This window comes from Halomonas sp. EF61 (genome assembly GCF_040147045.1).
Lineage (GTDB): Bacteria > Pseudomonadota > Gammaproteobacteria > Pseudomonadales > Halomonadaceae > Halomonas > Halomonas litopenaei.
Window position 1 is genome coordinate 622545 of record NZ_JAMSHM010000003.1, and the last position, 16508, is coordinate 639052.

12 protein-coding genes are annotated in these 16508 nt (G+C 65.0%); 7 read left to right on the top strand and 5 right to left on the bottom strand.

Going from position 1 to position 16508, the window contains the following annotated elements:
* Window positions 1-26: 26 nt before the first annotated feature.
* From NFI08_RS17665 to NFI08_RS17690, 6 genes are all read left to right on the top strand, one after another.
* Complete coding sequence (locus NFI08_RS17665; protein ID WP_045992062.1) at window positions 27-1073, top strand: ABC transporter permease; 1047 nt, start codon at window positions 27-29, stop codon at window positions 1071-1073.
* A complete protein-coding gene (locus NFI08_RS17670) occupies window positions 1070-2011 on the top strand; it encodes an ABC transporter permease (protein WP_045992061.1) in 942 nt (313 codons plus the stop codon). Before NFI08_RS17665 ends, NFI08_RS17670 begins: the two co-directional genes overlap by 4 nt.
* 10 nt (window positions 2012-2021) lie before the next feature.
* On the top strand, window positions 2022-3044 hold the full coding sequence (locus NFI08_RS17675; RefSeq protein WP_349591088.1) for an ABC transporter ATP-binding protein: 1023 nt from the start codon (window positions 2022-2024) through the stop codon (window positions 3042-3044).
* A gap of 65 nt (window positions 3045-3109) precedes the next feature.
* Window positions 3110-4138 carry an ABC transporter ATP-binding protein gene (locus NFI08_RS17680; protein ID WP_349591296.1) on the top strand — a complete coding sequence of 343 codons (1029 nt, stop codon included), beginning with the start codon at window positions 3110-3112 and terminating at the stop codon, window positions 4136-4138.
* Between the two features lie 108 nt (window positions 4139-4246).
* On the top strand, window positions 4247-5176 hold the full coding sequence (locus NFI08_RS17685) for a LysR family transcriptional regulator (RefSeq protein ID WP_349591090.1): 930 nt from the start codon (window positions 4247-4249) through the stop codon (window positions 5174-5176).
* A gap of 30 nt (window positions 5177-5206) precedes the next feature.
* Window positions 5207-6250, top strand: a complete 1044-nt coding sequence (locus NFI08_RS17690) for a hydrolase (RefSeq protein WP_349591093.1) — start codon at window positions 5207-5209, stop codon at window positions 6248-6250.
* Window positions 6251-6377: 127 nt separating this feature from the next.
* Here the strand turns inward: NFI08_RS17690 and tamB are convergent, their stop codons facing one another.
* The 3 genes from tamB to NFI08_RS17705 are packed head-to-tail and all read right to left on the bottom strand — an operon-like array spanning window position 6378 to window position 13283.
* A complete protein-coding gene (gene tamB / locus NFI08_RS17695; protein WP_349591096.1) occupies window positions 6378-10466 on the bottom strand; it encodes an autotransporter assembly complex protein TamB in 4089 nt (1362 codons plus the stop codon).
* A 34-nt stretch (window positions 10467-10500) separates the two neighbouring features.
* A complete protein-coding gene (gene tamA, locus NFI08_RS17700; RefSeq protein WP_286985107.1) occupies window positions 10501-12381 on the bottom strand; it encodes an autotransporter assembly complex protein TamA in 1881 nt (626 codons plus the stop codon).
* A gap of 32 nt (window positions 12382-12413) precedes the next feature.
* Window positions 12414-13283 carry a hypothetical protein gene (locus NFI08_RS17705; RefSeq protein WP_162816376.1) on the bottom strand — a complete coding sequence of 290 codons (870 nt, stop codon included), beginning with the start codon at window positions 13281-13283 and terminating at the stop codon, window positions 12414-12416.
* A 234-nt stretch (window positions 13284-13517) separates the two neighbouring features.
* Between NFI08_RS17705 and NFI08_RS17710 the strand changes: the two genes are divergently transcribed.
* Window positions 13518-14084, top strand: a complete 567-nt coding sequence (locus NFI08_RS17710; protein ID WP_108447932.1) for a Fe-Mn family superoxide dismutase — start codon at window positions 13518-13520, stop codon at window positions 14082-14084.
* Between the two features lie 159 nt (window positions 14085-14243).
* On the opposite strand, the gene NFI08_RS17715 is transcribed toward NFI08_RS17710, so the two are convergent.
* Together NFI08_RS17715 and galU are read right to left on the bottom strand one after the other, a co-directional pair.
* The gene (locus NFI08_RS17715; protein WP_108447931.1) at window positions 14244-15536 is read right to left on the bottom strand and encodes a nucleotide sugar dehydrogenase; all 1293 of its coding nucleotides are present in this window, start codon (window positions 15534-15536) and stop codon (window positions 14244-14246) included.
* A 4-nt stretch (window positions 15537-15540) separates the two neighbouring features.
* Complete coding sequence (gene galU, locus NFI08_RS17720; protein WP_045992053.1) at window positions 15541-16431, bottom strand: UTP--glucose-1-phosphate uridylyltransferase GalU; 891 nt, start codon at window positions 16429-16431, stop codon at window positions 15541-15543.
* Window positions 16432-16508: the final 77 nt, after the last annotated feature.

The following is a 16508-nucleotide window of genomic DNA, read 5'->3' on the forward strand; positions in this document are numbered from 1 at the left end:
GAGCGCCTGTACCCTGGACAATCCCCATGATCGCATTTCTGATCAAGCGCCTCTTTCATGCGCTGCTGGTGATGTTTGTCATCAGCGTGATCGCCTTCGCCATCCAGGACAACCTGGGTGATCCCATCCAGCAGATGGTGGGTCAGTCGGTGCCCGAGAGCGAGCGCGAGGTGCTGCGCGAGGAACTGGGGCTCAACGATCCCTTCCTGGTGCAGTACTTCCGTTTCGCCGTCAACGCCGCACAGTTCGACTTCGGCTATTCGTACATCTACAACGAGCCGACTACCGAGGTGGTCCTGCGACACCTGCCGGCGACCCTGGAGCTGGTATTCGCTTCGACCCTCCTGATCATCTTCCTGTCGGTGCCGATCGGCGTCTACAGCGCGATCAAGCCCCGCGCCTGGCTGTCCCGTTTCTTCATGGGGGTGTCGATCATCGGCATCTCCATCCCGGTGTTTCTCACCGCTATCGTGTTGATCCAGCTGTTCGCCATCGGCGTGAGCTTCACGCCCTTCCCCGCCGATACCGGCTGGGGCGCCTGGCTCAACGGCCTGCTGTCCACCGAGGGCGGCATGCCGGCCTACGGTCGCGGCGACCCTATCCACGTGTTCGGCACCTGGACCACCAACTTCGCCTCGCTGGAAGGCCTGACCTACCTGGTGCTGCCGGCCATCTCGCTGGCCTCGATCATGCTGCCGCTGTTCATTCGCCTGATCCGCGCAGAGATGCTCGAGGTGATGCAGTCGGAGTACGTCAAGTTCGCCCGGGCCAAGGGCATCTCGATGCGTCGCATCTACTTCCTGCACGCGCTGAAGAACACCATGTTGCCGGTCATCACCGTCGGCGGCGTGCAGATCGGCACCCTGGTGGCCTACACCATCCTCACCGAGACGGTGTTCCAGTGGCCCGGCATGGGCCTGATGTTCCTCGACGCCATCGAGCGCTCGGACATCCCCCTGATCGTGACCTACCTGATGATCGTCGGCCTGATCTTCGTGATCACCAACACCCTGGTCGACTTGATCTATGGCCTGGTCAATCCCACCGTCAAGCTGACAGGTAAGCCCGCATGAGCACCCAGAGCACTGCGACGAGCAGCCGGTGGGAGCGGTTTCGCGACTCCTACCTCTTGTACAGTTTCAAACGCGACCTGATCGCCCAGACCAGTCTTCTGATCTTCGTGGTGATGGTCCTGGCCGCGCTGCTGGCGCCCTGGCTGGCGCCGGCCGACCCCTACGACCTGGCCCAGATCGACATTCTTGCATCCGAGCTGCCGCCGTTCTGGATCGACGGCGCCGACCCCCAGTACCTGATGGGTACAGATTCCCAGGGGCGCGACCTGCTCTCGACCATCCTCTACGGCATGCGGGTGTCGCTGGTCATCGGCTTCGGCGCCGTGGCGCTGCAGGCCACCCTGGGGGTGTGCTTCGGTTTGCTGGCGGGCTACCTGGGTGGGCGCGTCGACGCCTTTCTGATGCGTCTGGCGGATATCCAGCTGTCGTTCTCGACGCTGATGGTGGCCATCGTAGTGGGCGCCCTGTTCAAGGCGATCTTCGGCGGCGCCACCTACTCCGACTATGCCATGTGGCTGCTGGTGCTGATCATCGGCCTGGCCGAATGGCCCCAGTACGCCCGTACCGTGCGTGCCTCGGTGCTGGCAGAGCGCTCCAAGGAGTACGTCGACGCCGCCCGGGTGATGGGCCTGCGCAGCCGGCGGATCATGTTCCGTCACATCCTGCCCAACACCCTGTCGCCGATCTTCGTCATCTCCACCGTGCAGGTGGCCAATGCCATCATTTCCGAGGCAGCGCTGTCGTTTCTCGGCCTCGGCATGCCCGAGACCCAGCCGTCGCTGGGCTCGTTGATCAAGTCCGGCTTCGACTACATCCAGTCCGGTTCCTGGTGGATCACCCTGATTCCGGGCCTGGTGCTGGTGGTGCTGGTGCTGGTGATCAACCTGCTCGGCGACTGGCTGCGCGACGTGCTCAATCCACGACTGTACAAGGGCTGAGGTAGACATCATGGCACTACTCGACGTCAATCACCTCGACGTGCGCTTCGCCCTGCGACAGGGCGACGTGAAGGCACTGCGCGATGTGTCGTTCAGCCTGGATCGTGGCGAGCGTCTGGGCATCGTGGGCGAATCCGGCGCCGGCAAGTCGGTCGCCGCCTTCAGCCTGCTGAATCTGATCGCCAAGCCGGGCTATATCGCCGGTGGCAGCATCACCTTCGATGGCCAGGAACTGACCGGACTCGGTGAACGCGCCCTGCGCAAGGTGCGTGGCCACCGCATCTCGATGATCTTCCAGGATCCGATGATGACGCTCAATCCGGTGCTGTCCATCGGTGAGCAGATGGTGGAATGCCTCAAGGCCCACCGCCGAATCTCCGGCAAGGAAGCCCGCGCGATCTCGCTGCGCAAGCTCGAGCAGGTGCAGATCCCGTCGCCGGAAAAGCGCCTGGACCAGTATCCCCATGAGCTGTCCGGCGGGATGCGTCAGCGCATCATCATCGCCATCGCGCTGCTGCTCGACCCGGATATCATCATCGCCGACGAGCCCACCACCGCCCTGGATGTGACCATTCAGGCGGAGATCATGGCGCTGTTGCTGGAGCTGTGCGAGAAGCACAACGTCGGCCTGATCCTGATCACCCACGATCTCGGCGTGGTCAGCCAGGTGACCCAGCGCATGCTGGTGATGTACGCCGGCCGGGTGATCGAACAGGGCCCGACCCGAGAGATCATCAATGATCCGCAGCATCCCTACACCCAGGGACTGATCAACGCCCTGCCCCAGATGGCGACCCCGGGCGAGCGGCTCAACCAGATACGTGGCAGCATGCCGTCGTTGAGCCAGCTCCCCAGCGGCTGTCCGTTTCATCCGCGCTGCGACTTTACCCAGCGCCACGACGGCAGCGAACGGACACCCTGCAAGACCGAGGTACCGGCCTTCGTGCGCTCCGGCAACTGTGAGGTGGCCTGCCATATGGTCGCCGAGATGCAGGATGCCGAACGCATCGTGGCCAGGGAGGACAACTCATGAGCCAGACCACTCAGGCAGCCGTCAAACCGCCGACCGAGCCGATTCAGCAGGACGGCCCCGCCGACATGAACCCTGCCGCTGGAGGCGACAGCCTGCTCGAGATCCGCGGGCTGGAAAAGCGCTTTTCGCTGTCCGGGGATTTCCTCGAGCAGCTCAAGTTCCGGCGTGGTCGTATCGTGCGCGAGCAACAGCACGTGCACGCGATCAACGGGGTCGACCTGGACATCCGCCGCGGGGAGTCGCTGTGCGTGGTGGGCGAGTCCGGCTGTGGCAAGTCGACGGTAGCGCGCACCGTGATGGGCCTGCTGCGGCCCAGCGCCGGCGAGATCCGTTACGACGGCGAGCGTATCGATCATCTCGATTCGAAAGCATTGCTGCCTTTCCGTCAGCGCATGCAGATGATCTTCCAGAACCCCTACGCCTCGCTCAATCCGCGTATGACCATTCAGCAGACGCTGGAAGAGCCGATCCGCCTTCACCACCCCGACTGGAAGCCACAGCAGGTCGTCGACAAGGTCCACGAGGTGATGAGCTCGGTGGGCATCGCCCCGGACTGGGGCTCGCGCTACGGCCACGAGTTCTCCGGTGGCCAGCGACAGCGTATCGCCATCGCCCGGGCGCTGGCGGTGGATCCGGAATTCATCGTCGCCGACGAGCCGATTTCCGCGCTGGATGTGTCGATCCAGGCCCAGGTGCTGAACCTGTTGATGGAAGCCCAGCGTGAGCACCATCTGACCTACCTGTTCATCACCCACGACCTGGCGGTGGTGGAACACTTTGGTACCCGGGTGGCGGTGATGTACCTGGGTCGGGTCTGCGAGGTAGCCCCCACGGCGACGCTGTTCGCCCGCCCGCGCCACCCCTACACCCAGGCGCTGATGTCGGCGATTCCACGCCTGGAGGACGACCGTCCCCAGCACCTGCGTCTGCAGGGCGAGGTGCCGACCCCGGTGAACCTGCCCTCGGGCTGCGTGTTCCACGGCCGCTGCCCCCACGCCAACGAGCGCTGCCGCCGGGAGATTCCCCGTCTGATCGCCACCGATGAGGGCGGCCAGGTCGCCTGTCATGGCGTCGAGGAAGGTCGTCTGTCTTGACCGTTGCCTTGACTTCCATCGCCTTCACCTGCAACACGCCGACGCCGGGTACGCCCGGCGTCGGGTTATCTGGCACAATCGACGTTTCGCAGGACAGGTGACACTTCCATGGAAATACGTTGGCTGGAAGACTTTCTCGCCTTGGCCCGCACGCGTCATTTTTCCCGTGCCGCCGAAGAACAGAACGTGACTCAGCCCACCTTCTCTCGGCGCATCAAGCTGCTCGAAGAGGAGATGGGCACCACCCTGATCAACCGACAGACCCTGCCGCTGTCGCTGACGCCGGCCGGCGAGGCCTTCCTCGCCATGTGTCACGACGTCACCCGGCGGGTCGACCTGACCCGCCAGCGACTGGCGCAGATGGCCGAGGAACAGGCTGGACAGCTACGCCTGGGGGCACCCCAGAGCCTGCTGGCGCAGTTCCTGCCCCAGTGGCTCAGCGGCTGGCAGTCGCCACCGCCGCTGCAGCCCTACCTGCGTGCCACCGCCTGGCTGGTGGGCGACTATTTCCAGGGACTGGCCTCCGGCGAGATCGATCTTGCCCTGTGCTACTGGCCGACCAGCGGCAATCCGCTGGAGCTGGCCAACGAGGACACCGATTACTGCGTCATCGGCCGCGAGCGCTTTATGCCGGTGTGCCTGCCGGATGCCAGCGGCCAGCCTCGCTTTGCGCTGGAAGGCGGCAAGGGGCGCGCCCTGCCGTTGATCGCCTATCATCCCCGGGGCATGATCGATGCCGCCATCCGCTCCCATCTGGACCGACTCGGCGACGCCCCTACCCTGACGGTGCTTAACGAGAGCGTACAGAGCGGCAATATCCGAGAACTGGTCGCGCTGGGCTATGGCCTGGGCTGGTTGCCCGAGCGCAGCCTGGGCGAGGCCCTGGCCTCCGGCGCGCTGGTGGCGGCAGGACCGCCGCGCTGGACGGTGTCCTTCGATATCCGCCTGTATCGCCACCTCTCGACCCGTCGCGCGGCGGTCGACGCCGCCTGGCAGGAGCTGTGTGCTCACGCCATCGACGCCGAGGCTCAACCATGATGCCCCCGACCACCCAGCGGAGACCTTGCCTTGCCTCAGCCTGACGCCCGTTCAAGCTTGCCCCCTGCCACCTCAGGACTTCGCGCGGATGCAACACCGGGCGGATTTCGTGCCGCCCGCTGGCTGTCCAATCCGCATGTCCAGACCCTGCTGCCGCGGGTGCTTCGCCCCGCCGAGGTGGACTGGCGACAGGAATTTCTCGCGCTGCCCGACGGTGACGAGGTAGAGCTTAGCTGGGTGCTGCCGGAACCCGAGGATCCCCATGCCCCTGTCTTTGTGCTTTTCCACGGCCTAGAGGGGGGAATCACCTCGCCCTACGCCCACGATCTGCTGGCGGCCGCCAGAGACCAGGGCTATCGGGCGTTGCTGATGCACTTCCGAGGCTGCGGCTCTCGCCCCAACCGTCTGCCGCGCGCCTACCACAGCGGCGATACCGGGGACGCCAGGGTGTTGCTGGAGGTACTTGGCGATCGCTATCCCGAGGCAGCCAAGGTCGCCGGTGGCGTGTCGCTGGGGGGCAATATGCTGCTTCGGCTGGTCGCCGAAGAGGACGCGAACTCGTTGGGACTCGACGCCGCGGTGGTGATCAGCGCGCCGCTGGATCTGGCGGCTTGCGCCCAGCGCCTGGGCGAGGGTTTTTCGCGGGTCTACGAACGCCACCTGCTGGCCTCGCTCAAGCGCAAGGTGATACCTCGGCTCGAACGCGGCGAGCTTTCCCTCAAGGTCAGCGTCGAGCAGGTGCGCCGGCTGAAGCGCCTGCGCGACTACGACGACGTCATCACGGCGCCGATGCACGGCTTCCGGGACGCCGATGACTACTATGCCCGTGCCTCCAGCGGCCCGGTGCTCGATCGGGTGGCCGTTCCCACCCTGATGCTGCATGCCCGTGACGATCCTTTCATGCCGGCGGATCTGATCGAGCGCTTTCCGGCTCGCTCGCCGCTGGTGACCCTCGAAGTCGCCGAACGCGGCGGCCATGTCGGATTCATGGAGCCAGGCCCTCGCCGCCCTCGCCCCTGGCTTGGCCGACGGCTGGCGCGCTACCTGCAGGAGCTGTCGCTGGACAAGCAATGACATGGCTCCTGCTCCTGCAAGGGCAGGTCAGATCAAGCAATGTCACGCAACATCACACAAGAGCCCCGGCCATGGCCGGGGCTCTTGTGGTTTAGGCGGTGTGTTGCGTGCTGTGCTACGCGCTTGGTCACTGCAGTTCCGGTGGATCTCCCGGCAGGCTCCAGGTGTAGATCAGGTCCACCGCCTGGGCGGCGCCGGAGACCGCTTCCAGGTAGAGGCTCCGCCACAGCTGGTAGGTCAGGGTCAGCTCGGCGATGGGCGAGAAGATGCCGACGCCGTAGCCCACCTCCAGACGGTCGGTGAGACGGCCGCTGACCACCACCTGACTGCTCTCGCCACTGCCGGAGGTATCCAGCGACAGGTCCTGGATGCCGAAAGCCTCACCCATGGCGCCTACCGCCCCCCCGGTCTTGCCCAGGGTCAGGCCGATCAACGCCGAGGTCAGGGCGCCGCTGGAGTCGCCGCTGTCATCCGGCGCCCGGCCGCGCAGCACGTAGGACAGCGCCCGAGACTCGTCCATCGACGGCTCGGAGAAGATCTCCAGATCGGGCTGGCTGGCGGTACCGGTGACCTTGAGACCGGCGATCACTCCGTCTTCGGTGCTGGCCGGGTTACGGATGGCTTCGAAGTCCAGCGTCGGCAGACTCGGCGGGCCGGCGAAGATCAGCTTGCCCTGGCGAATCTGCAGATCCTGGCCGTAGGCGCGGAAGCGGCCATCGACCAGGCTGACGTCGCCGAACAACTGCAGCGGCCCGTTGTTCTGGCGCACCTCCAGATCCCCTTCCAGCTCGGTCTGCAGACCGTAGGCGCTCAGGCGCATGTCGGGTCCCAGCAGCAGCCGTACGCGGATGTCGATGGCCATGCCCGCCTCGGCCATGGCCTCGGCGGTGGATTCTCCTACCGGGTCTTCCTGGGCCCGCCGTTCGGCCTCCTTGGCCTCCTCGTCCATCTCGCGGGTGATGATGATCTCGTCACCGCTCGGGGTGACCGCGGACGCCGGAACGTCACCGACCTTGAGCCTGGCCCAGGGGATCCGCACTTCGCCACGCACCCGCAGTCGCGAGGGGTTGGCGGTGATGGTCAGGTCCGGGGCCAGCTTCAGCTTGCCGAAGGCCGGCATGGCGGCGAGCAGTGGATCCTGCACCGCGGACAGCGCCATGTTGGCCTCCCAGCTACCGTCAGGCCAGGCGGCATCACCGGTGATATTCAGGCGCCCTTCCTCGGCGTCCACATGGCCGGAAATCCGCGCGCTGTCTCCGGACAGCGCGATATCCAGCCGTCCGTCGGTGACCGCCAGGGGAATATCACCACCGTGGACCCTGAGCCCGGTCAGACTGATGTCGCCACTGAGGTCGGGGGCCTCGCGGCTGCCGGCGATACGGATGGTGCCGCCAAGACTGCCCTCGAGTTCATCGAGGCCGGCCGCCAATGGCTGATACGGTGCCAGGCGCACGTCGGTAATGGTCAGGGTGCCGTCCAGGCCGCCGCGTCCCATGGGATCGTCGATGGCCAGGGCCAGGTCGATATCGCCGCTCTGGGCCAGTGACAGCGCCAGGTCCATGTCGATGCGGGCCTCGCTGGCGTCTGCACTGAGCGACATGCTGGTGGCAGGCACCGACCAAGGCTGGCCATAGGCGTCCTCGCCGGTCACGCTGACCTCGCTGTCGACCTGGACGTCGGCCTGCCAGCGACTGCCGCCGGCCGACCAGCCAGCGACGACACGAGCGCCGGTGTCGCCGTCGATGGCCCAGCCCTGAGGCAAGGCCTCGTTGACCAGGTCCATGGGCAGCTCATTGATCTCGAGAGTCAGCGAGCCGGCGTCCGCCGAGGCGCTCAGCGGCTCGCTGATGCACACGGCGCCGCCCTGGCGACGTGCCAGGCAGAAGGGCTCGGCCTGGACCGACCCCGCGGCCAGGTCGGCCTCGAAGCTCAGCGGATCATCGAGGGCGATATCGCCCTGGGGCAGCGTAACTTCCAGCGGCGACAAGGTGCCCTGATAGCGGTCGCGGGCCTCGTTCATGGCCCCGTCAAGGGCCAGCACCAGACGGTTGAGTGGCCCGTCCTCGCTGCCCTCCACGGTGAGCTCAAGGCGGTGATCCGACAGCCGCCCATCGAGATCCAGGGCGATATCGGAGAATCGCTGACCACCCGCTTCGACCTGTCTTGCTTCAAGACCGATATCGAGCTCGGGGTCGTCGATACCGGCCACACGGCCGGACAGCGAGAGCTCGCCGACACGATTTTCCTCAAACGCTACCCCGCTGCCGTTCAGAGCCAGGTCTAGCTGAGGCGTCTGGAGGCTGCCGCTGGCCGTGATGTCACCGGATAGCTGGCCGGCAAGCCCCGGATACAGGCTCGCCATGTCCGGCAGTGATATCTCGGCGTCGACGTCGAGGTTGGACTCGCTGACCTGGCCGACGGCCTGGATGCGATTGTCGCCCTGGCGGAAATCGAGGCTGTCGATGTCCCACTGCATGTTGCTGTTGCCGGCGAGCTGGGCCTCCAGCGACAGCGGTCGGCCATCGAGGGTACCCTCGATATCCAGCGCCGGCACCTCCACCCGCCAACCCTCATCGGTCTGGGCGAAAGCCACCTGCAGGGTGCCGTCGATATCCCCCGCGAGGCCTTCGACGAAGGGTTCCGGATTAAGGCCCGTGAGGGTCGCTGCCGCCTCCACCGAGACGCCGTCAGACCAGTCGACCCGTCCCTCGGTGCTGAGCGCGCCGGCGCCCTCCGGTGCGACCTCAAGAGGCGCCCAGGCAAACTGTGAAAGATCCCCCTGCCCCTGAAGGGCCAGGGTGGTTGGCGGTACATCCGGTCCCTCGGCGGCCAGGGCCAATTTCAGCGTATAGCCGGTCAGGGACCCCTCGATGGCGAGATCCAGATCGCGGGCGATCCACGGCTCCACCTCGGCCGTGGCAGCGGTGGCATTGCCAGCTTCAGCATTGTCTGGCGCGTTTGTCTCGGCGTCGCTCACCTCGCCAGCCTCTTCGATACCTTCAGGCAGGGGGCTGTCCATGCCAGGCAGCGGCCATTGCAGTCTGGGGCTCTGGAAGGTGGCGCTGAAGGGCAACGTGGGGTCGAGGGCGTCGAGCCGGGCGACCAGGTGGGTGTCCACCGGGCCCGAGGTCTTCAGGTCGATTTCCAGGTCGGCCAGACTGCCGGCTGCACTCAGCTCGACCCGCTCGCCGGACAGCGCCGGGAAGATTTCCGGCAGGTACAGATCGGCGGCAAAATTGAGCTCCAGCGGGTAGTCGCCGCTCAACGTGGCGCGGGCCTGGAGCTCGGCGTCGGCATCGGCGGAGGCCACCGCCAGGGGCTCGATGGTAACGGTCTGGCCGCGGGCATCGAGACTCAGGTCCAGACGCTCGACGTGGTAGTCGAAGGCACCGTCGACGGTGGTGTCCTCGACCACCAGCTCGGGTACTTCAATGGCCAGTGGCAAGGTGACCTCGGGCAGCACCAGACGCTCACGCTCATCCAGCGGGATGTCATCGGCCTTGGCTGCGGCCCCTTCCATCTCGGCGGCGGCCTCGCTCGGCAACGGCGAGCGCACCGCGATGGCGGCGTCGATGGCCTCGGCGCTGACGATGGGCCCTTCATGTTCGGCGTCGCTCAGGGCCAGCATGGCGCCGGGCGTCAACGGCAGGGTCAGATGAAGGCCCGCCAGGCGCGTGGGTCGAACGCTGAGGGTATCGCCCTCGGCCACCGCCGCGGTGGTGAAGCTGTCCCAGGCCAGTCGGGTGCCGTCGGCCAGTTGCACGGCGACGTCCTCGACCGCCAGTTCACGGATCTCGACGGGAAACGGCAGCGCCAGGGGCCCCGGCTCGCCACTGGTCGGTTCGGCTTCGACGGGTGGCTCCTCCGCGGCTTCGCTCTCGCCCAGGCGTACGTCGGTACCCGACACCCTCAGGTAATCAAGACACAGCCGGCCATCAAGAACGCAGTCCTCTGCCCAGGACAGCGACAACGCGTCCACCGACAGCCGCAGGCTGCCCATCTCCATGCGAAAGCCATCCAGCGCAAAGGTGTCGAGCAGCGCGCCTTCGACCGCCTCGTACTCGAGAAAGCCCATGCGCTGGCCCTGATCCAGCGCCATTCGGGTGCCCCAGGGACTCAGCACCAGGCCGCCAATCAGCAGCACCAGGCCAACCAGGGTCAACGGCAGCCAGATCAGCAGACGTGTCAGGGCCCACAGGGCGCGTCCTTTTCTCATTGAAGCCTCGTGTCAGGGGCCAGCGGCATCGGGTTCAAAACTCGGGCCCGATGGCGAAGTGCAGCCGGAAATTGTCGTCTTCGTCATCGAAGGGATGGGCGACATCGAAGCGGATCGGGCCGACCGGAGAAATCCAGCGCACGCCCAGACCCGCGCCCTTGTTCAGGTCGCCAGGCCACCACTCGGAGAAGGCGTCACCGACATCGAAGAAGGCCGCGCCCCACCACTTGCCGGTGATCCGGCGCTGGGCCTCGACGCTGGCGGTAAACTCGTGCTGACCGCCTTCCAGGTCGCCGTTCTCGTCTTCCGGCGACAGCGACTCGTAGCTGTAGCCACGCACGCTGGAGTCACCACCGGTAAAGAAGCGAAGCGAAGGGGGAATCTTCTCGAAATCGTCGGTATTGATCGCGCCGACACCCAGTCGGCCGATAAAGCGGTTGTCATCACCCAGTTTGCGGATCCAGGCGGTATCGCCGGTCATGCGGAAGAACTCGGCGTCAGAGCCCCAGGCGTCGCTGGAGTACTGCAGTTCGAGATTCTGGCGATCGCCCCAGGTGGGAAACTGAGGGTTGCGCGTGCGGGTACGCGACCAGCTTACCCCGGGATACAGCAGCAGCACCTGATCGGACTGCTCCCCCTGAGTAAAGTCCTCGTAGGTGGCGCGCAGATAGACCGTCTGCTCCCAGTCATTCTCGAACACCCAGTGCCGACCAAAATCGACGGTACTCTCGAAGCTTTCGGTGTCCTCGATGTCCTGCTTGCGCAGCCCGTACTGCAGTCGGTAGCTATCGTTGAGCGGATCCTCCAGCGGGATCTTGTAGGTGCCGCTGAACTGCTGATCCGGTGCCGACAGGTATAGCTGATTGGTCCAGCTATGGCCGTAGCGGTTGACCCAGGGCTGCTCCCAGGAGAACTGCAGGCGCGGCCCCACATCGGTGGCGAAGCCGATACCCGCCTCGAACTGGTGACGATCCGCCGGCGTCACGCTGACATCGATCGGCATGGTCGGGAATTCCGGCGGATACAGCCCAAGCGCCACCGCCAGAGCGTCGCGGCTGATCCGCGGCCCCTGGTACGGCGTCGGGATCTCCGCGACGTCCACCGAGTACCACCAGTTGTCGTTCTCGGGCAGCGCCAGGGAGCCCTTCTGGCGTTCCAGGCGAGGGCGTACCGTCAGCGAGCCGAACCATTCGGTCTCGCTCAACTGGTTGTTGAGCTCGGCGACGTCGCTTGCCAGGTAAGGATCGCCGTAGTCGAAGGGCACCAGATTGCGCAGGCGTTCCTCGACGATGTGATGGCCCTTGAAATTGACCCTGCCGAAGCGATAGCGCGGCCCGCTGTCCATGCCCAGGTACAGCCGAGCGCTGTTGGCCCAGGGGCGAATTTCCATGCGCTCATCGGTGAACTGCCAATCGAAGTAGCCTCGCTCCACGGTCAGGCCCTGCAGCCTGCCCTTGAGACTCTCGTAGGGGGCGTGTTTGAGGATGTCGCCTTCCTCTTGCGGATAGGCGTCGATCGCCAACTGAAAGGGGGCGTCATCGCGGGCGTCGCCCTCCAGGGTGAAATCGATCACTTCCAGCTTGACCGGCTCCCCCTTGTCGATGGTGAGGAAGACCTCCTGGGGCTCGTCATCGCGGTCGAAACGCATCTCGATCTGCGGTTCATAGTAGCCGTAGACCCGCATCGCCTCCTGGGTCAGTCGAACCACCTCGTTGCGCAGCCTCTCCACACTATACTGGCTGCCGTCGAGCCCCTGCAGGTAGACCTCGACATTGTTGGCCATATCCCCTTCGATACCGACGATCTCGGCATCCATGCCCAGGGCCGGCACCGACACCGAGACCAGGCAAAGGGCGGCCCCTGATCGACGGACGAACGGACCCAGACCCGAACGAGCGGGAACGCGATTTTCCATAATAGACTGGCTTTCCTGACGTGGGTGCTGGATCAACGCAGCGCCTCCAGTTGGGCGCTGAACGCGAGCTGGGACTGACGCAGTTCGCGAAGATCGGCGCCAAGCGACCGGGCGCTGTCATCCAGCGCATCCAGGCGCTGCTCGAGCCTGGCTTCCATTGCGCGACGTTCCTCCGCACCATCTTGGCGCGATTGGCGCAGGCCTTCAACGTCCTCGTCCAGGGAGGCAAGCCGCTGCTCCAGGGTGTCGAACCGCGGCAACAGCTGTCCCAAGCGAGTATCCAGGCGCGTTACCACCTCATCGACCCTGGTAGTCAGCGACCCCAACCGGCCGGCAAAGGACTCGCGGGCATCATCGAAGCGGTCCATGCGAGCCTCCAGGGCACCTCGGGCATTGTCGCCGGCTCGTTCAACGGCACCCAGCGATGTGCGTGTCGCCGCCAGCGTATCGGCGATGGAGGCGATACGCTCTTCGACATCCTGCAGAGTGTCGGCGTTGTTGCTGTGTTGGTCCAGCGTTGTCTGTGCCTGTTCGGAAACAGTGTTTCTTATATTCTCGGCGGTCGACTCGAGTCGCTGGGCCAGGGCATCGTCCCGCTGTTCGAGTTCGGCCACTCGACGCTGGATGTCCGCCACCAGGTCCCCTTCTCCCTGCTCGGCGTCGAACCGCGCATGAATGTTGGACAACTCCCCTCTCAAGCGGGTCAGCTCACCCTCGAGCCGCTGACGTTCCTGCCAGGCCAGCCAGCCAGCGGTCCCCACTGCACAGATAATCAACAGCACCAGTAGCCATAACGGCCAAAGTCTAGGCGCCGGGGGCCGGCGATAGCGAGCGGCGGATACACTCTCTCCTGGATCGGGTACGATAGCGCCCGGACGGCCGACTTCCGGTGGATGCCCCATGAAACTCTCCTTGCGGTTCAGCGTGTGGCACTGTGGCACCGGATGGCATCGCTGGCTCAGAGCCGATCACGTGCCACGGGCCTTGGCGGCCAGAGTTGGCTGATAGTGTAAGGTTTTTTACCATATTTACGCACGGCAGACGGATAACGCGTTAGCGCTATCCCTATCAACGCCTTGCTGTGGGGCACCTGCCATACCTCGCTTCACCATGACGTTCACGACCCCGGAGTCCCCATGATCCTTGAATTGCCCGCGCTGCCCTTCGATAGCCACCAACTGGAACCCTACCTCTCGAAGGCCTGGGTCGAGGATCGTTATCAGGGGGACCATCAACGTCATCTGACAGCGCTCAATCATTGGGCGAGCGGCTCAGGCACGGCTACGAGGTCCCTCGAAGACGTAATGTCAAAGGCCCAAGGTGAGGTGCTCGAACACGCGGTCGAAGCCTGGAACCTTACCCTGTTCTGGCACTGCCTGTTACCGCGCCCGACAGCACCGGAGGGTCGACTGAACGAGGAACTGACACAGACGTTCGGTTCCTTTACAGGATTGAGAGAGGCGATGCACGGGCGGGTCGAAGACGAACAGGAGCAAGGGAACCGGCGGCCAGGCTGGCTGTGGCTGCTGCACTCCAACCGTGGCATGAGCCTGACGATCAGTGCCCGTGGCCAGCGGCTTGATGCCGCATCGGGCAGGCCGCTGCTGGTCATGGATCTTGGCTGTGGAAAGTCTCCGGTGGAGCAACTCTGGCCGCTGATTCACTGGGACTTTGTCGCCCAGAATCTCGGCGACTGTCATTGACCGATGACACCTCGAGCAGCTCAGTTCGGGCCAGGCCTGGCCTGGCCTGGCCAAGACAGAACAAGACACCAAAGCAAAGAGCGCAGTAAATACTGCGCTCTTTACGGGACAGACCCGGTGCCGGGCCGATGGTTCGGCTGTCAGGCCCTGATCGATATATCAGGTTGACGGATCGGCGCGTCGGCCGATGCCGCGATAGTGAAAGCCCTGGGCGGCGACGTACTGGGGGTCATAGATATTGCGACCATCGAGGATCAGGGCGCCCTCCAGCTGTCGTTTCAGCGCCATCCAGTCAGGATTCCAGTAGGCCTTCCACTCGGTGACCAGCATCAGCGCATCGGCGCCACGGCAGGCGTCGAGTGGGTCGTCCTGATGCAGGCTCAACAGCGGGTGGTCACCGACCACCGCACGTACGGCAGGGAGCGCAGCGGGGTCATGCAATCTGACGTGCACACCCTGGGCCCACAGGGCGCGCAGCAGGGTCAGCACGGGCGCATGATCGATGCGTGCGGTGCCAGGCTTGAAGGCAGCCCCCCAGATGGCCACGGTACGGCCTTCCAGACGCCCCTGATAGTGAGCCCACAGCTTGCGGAACAGCGTCTCCTTCTTGTGCTCGTTGATCTCGAGCACCTGGTCGAGCAACTCGGAGTGGCGGCCGCTGGCCGACTGGACATCCACCAGGCCCACCAGATCGCGACTGAAATTGGGCCCGCCAAAGCCACAGCCAGGGTAAAGATACTCATAGCCGATGCGCTGATCTGCCCCCATGCCCTGACGCACGTACTCCACGTCCACGCCCAGGGTGTCGGCTAGCCCGGCCATCTCGTTCATGTAGCTGATACGGGTCGCCAGCATGCCATTGATGGCCAGCTTGGTCAGCTCCGCGGCACGTCGAGGCATCCGCTTGAACACCTCGTGACGCCGATTGAAGGCACGCATCAATTCGCGCACCTGGCGCTCGGCGTGGTCATCGTCGCAGCCCAGCAGCCAGCTGCGGGCGCGGGTAAAGGTCTCCCAGGCGCGCCCTTCCTCGAGGGTGTCAGGCAGTGCCACCGAGGTCACATTCTGGCCCTCGAGCACAGACTCGAGCCGCTCGGTGTCGCCCACCGGAAAGGTCGCGTTGTTGACGATGATGGCACCGTCAGCAAGGCGCGAGGCGTTCTCCTCCACCAGACGGCTGGCATCGTCGCGCTGGGTCGGTGACAAGGCCAGCCACAGCACGTCGATATCCGGGCCGTCGACCTCGCTGTTCCGCTCCAGGGTCAGGTGCCCGGCCTCCATGGCCTCCGTCAGGCGTTGCAGTACCGAAGGCTCACGGATCAGCCAGTCACTATCCTTGAGCTCGCTCCAGCGGCGATCCAGCGGTTGCCAGCAGACATCATGTCCAACCCAGGAGAGCGCGGCGGCAGCGGTGGCTGCCGAAAGCTCACTTCCATGTATCACGACCTTCATGGCTTCAGTCCTCGGCGGCGTAGCGTTTCAGCAGCTCGGTGAAGCCCTTGCCGTAGCGGGAGTGGCGCCGACCATAGGCCAGGATCGCCTCCAGGTAGCCGAGCTGGTGGCCGCAGTCGTAGGTGGTGCCCTGCATGCGGTAGGCGTCCACCCCTTCGGCGACGCGCAGCTCCTCGATGGCATCGGTCAGCTGGATCTCGTTGCCGGCGCCGGGCGGGGTCTTGGCCAGCAGCGGGAAGATACGACCCGGCAACATGTAGCGTCCGATCACCGACAGGTTGGAGGGCGCTTCCTCGACCTTGGGTTTCTCGACCAGGCCGGAAAGCTCACAGGACTCACCGGGCTCGGGGGACTCGCCCTTGGGTGCGACGATGCCGTACTTGTAGACCAGCTCGCGTGGAACTTCTTCCACCATCAGCTGGGAGCGTCCGGTGCGCTCGAAGGCGTCGATCATGCCGGCAAGGTCATTGCGCTCAAGGCCATCATCGTCGACCAGGACATCGGGCAACAGCACGGCAAAGGGCTCGTCGTCACCGATCACCGGACGGGCGCACAGCACCGCGTGGCCAAGGCCCAGAGGTTCAGGCTGACGTACGCTGATGATGTTGACGTCGGCAGGAACGATGGCACGCAGCTCCTCGAGCAGCTCGGTCTTGCCCTTGGCCTCGAGCCCGGCCTCCAGTTCAAAATGCTTGTCGAAGTGGTTCTCGATGGCGCTCTTGGTGCCGTGGGTCACCAGCACGATGTCACGAATGCCCGCCGCGACGGCCTCCTGCACCACGTACTGGATCACCGGGCGATCGACGATGGTGATCATTTCCTTGGGTATGGCCTTGGACGCCGGCAGACACCGTGTGCCAAAACCTGCGACGGGGAGAACGGCCTTGCGGATCATGAGACTTCCTTCTTCTCGAAATTGGGTTCGGCTGTCGTCCATGGCGATCTGGGCCATGGGACTCGGAACAGGGAATG

Coding starts and splice junctions, on each gene's coding strand:
- NFI08_RS17670 (WP_045992061.1), top strand. CDS start 1,070: ATGAGCACCCAGAGCACTGCGACGAGCAGCCGGTGGGAGCGGTTTCGC.
- tamB (WP_349591096.1), bottom strand. CDS start 10,466: ATGAGAAAAGGACGCGCCCTGTGGGCCCTGACACGTCTGCTGATCTGG.
- tamA (WP_286985107.1), bottom strand. CDS start 12,381: ATGGAAAATCGCGTTCCCGCTCGTTCGGGTCTGGGTCCGTTCGTCCGT.
- NFI08_RS17675 (WP_349591088.1), top strand. CDS start 2,022: ATGGCACTACTCGACGTCAATCACCTCGACGTGCGCTTCGCCCTGCGA.
- NFI08_RS17680 (WP_349591296.1), top strand. CDS start 3,110: ATGAACCCTGCCGCTGGAGGCGACAGCCTGCTCGAGATCCGCGGGCTG.
- NFI08_RS17705 (WP_162816376.1), bottom strand. CDS start 13,283: ATGGGGCATCCACCGGAAGTCGGCCGTCCGGGCGCTATCGTACCCGAT.
- NFI08_RS17685 (WP_349591090.1), top strand. CDS start 4,247: ATGGAAATACGTTGGCTGGAAGACTTTCTCGCCTTGGCCCGCACGCGT.
- NFI08_RS17710 (WP_108447932.1), top strand. CDS start 13,518: ATGATCCTTGAATTGCCCGCGCTGCCCTTCGATAGCCACCAACTGGAA.
- NFI08_RS17715 (WP_108447931.1), bottom strand. CDS start 15,536: ATGAAGGTCGTGATACATGGAAGTGAGCTTTCGGCAGCCACCGCTGCC.
- NFI08_RS17665 (WP_045992062.1), top strand. CDS start 27: ATGATCGCATTTCTGATCAAGCGCCTCTTTCATGCGCTGCTGGTGATG.
- galU (WP_045992053.1), bottom strand. CDS start 16,431: ATGATCCGCAAGGCCGTTCTCCCCGTCGCAGGTTTTGGCACACGGTGT.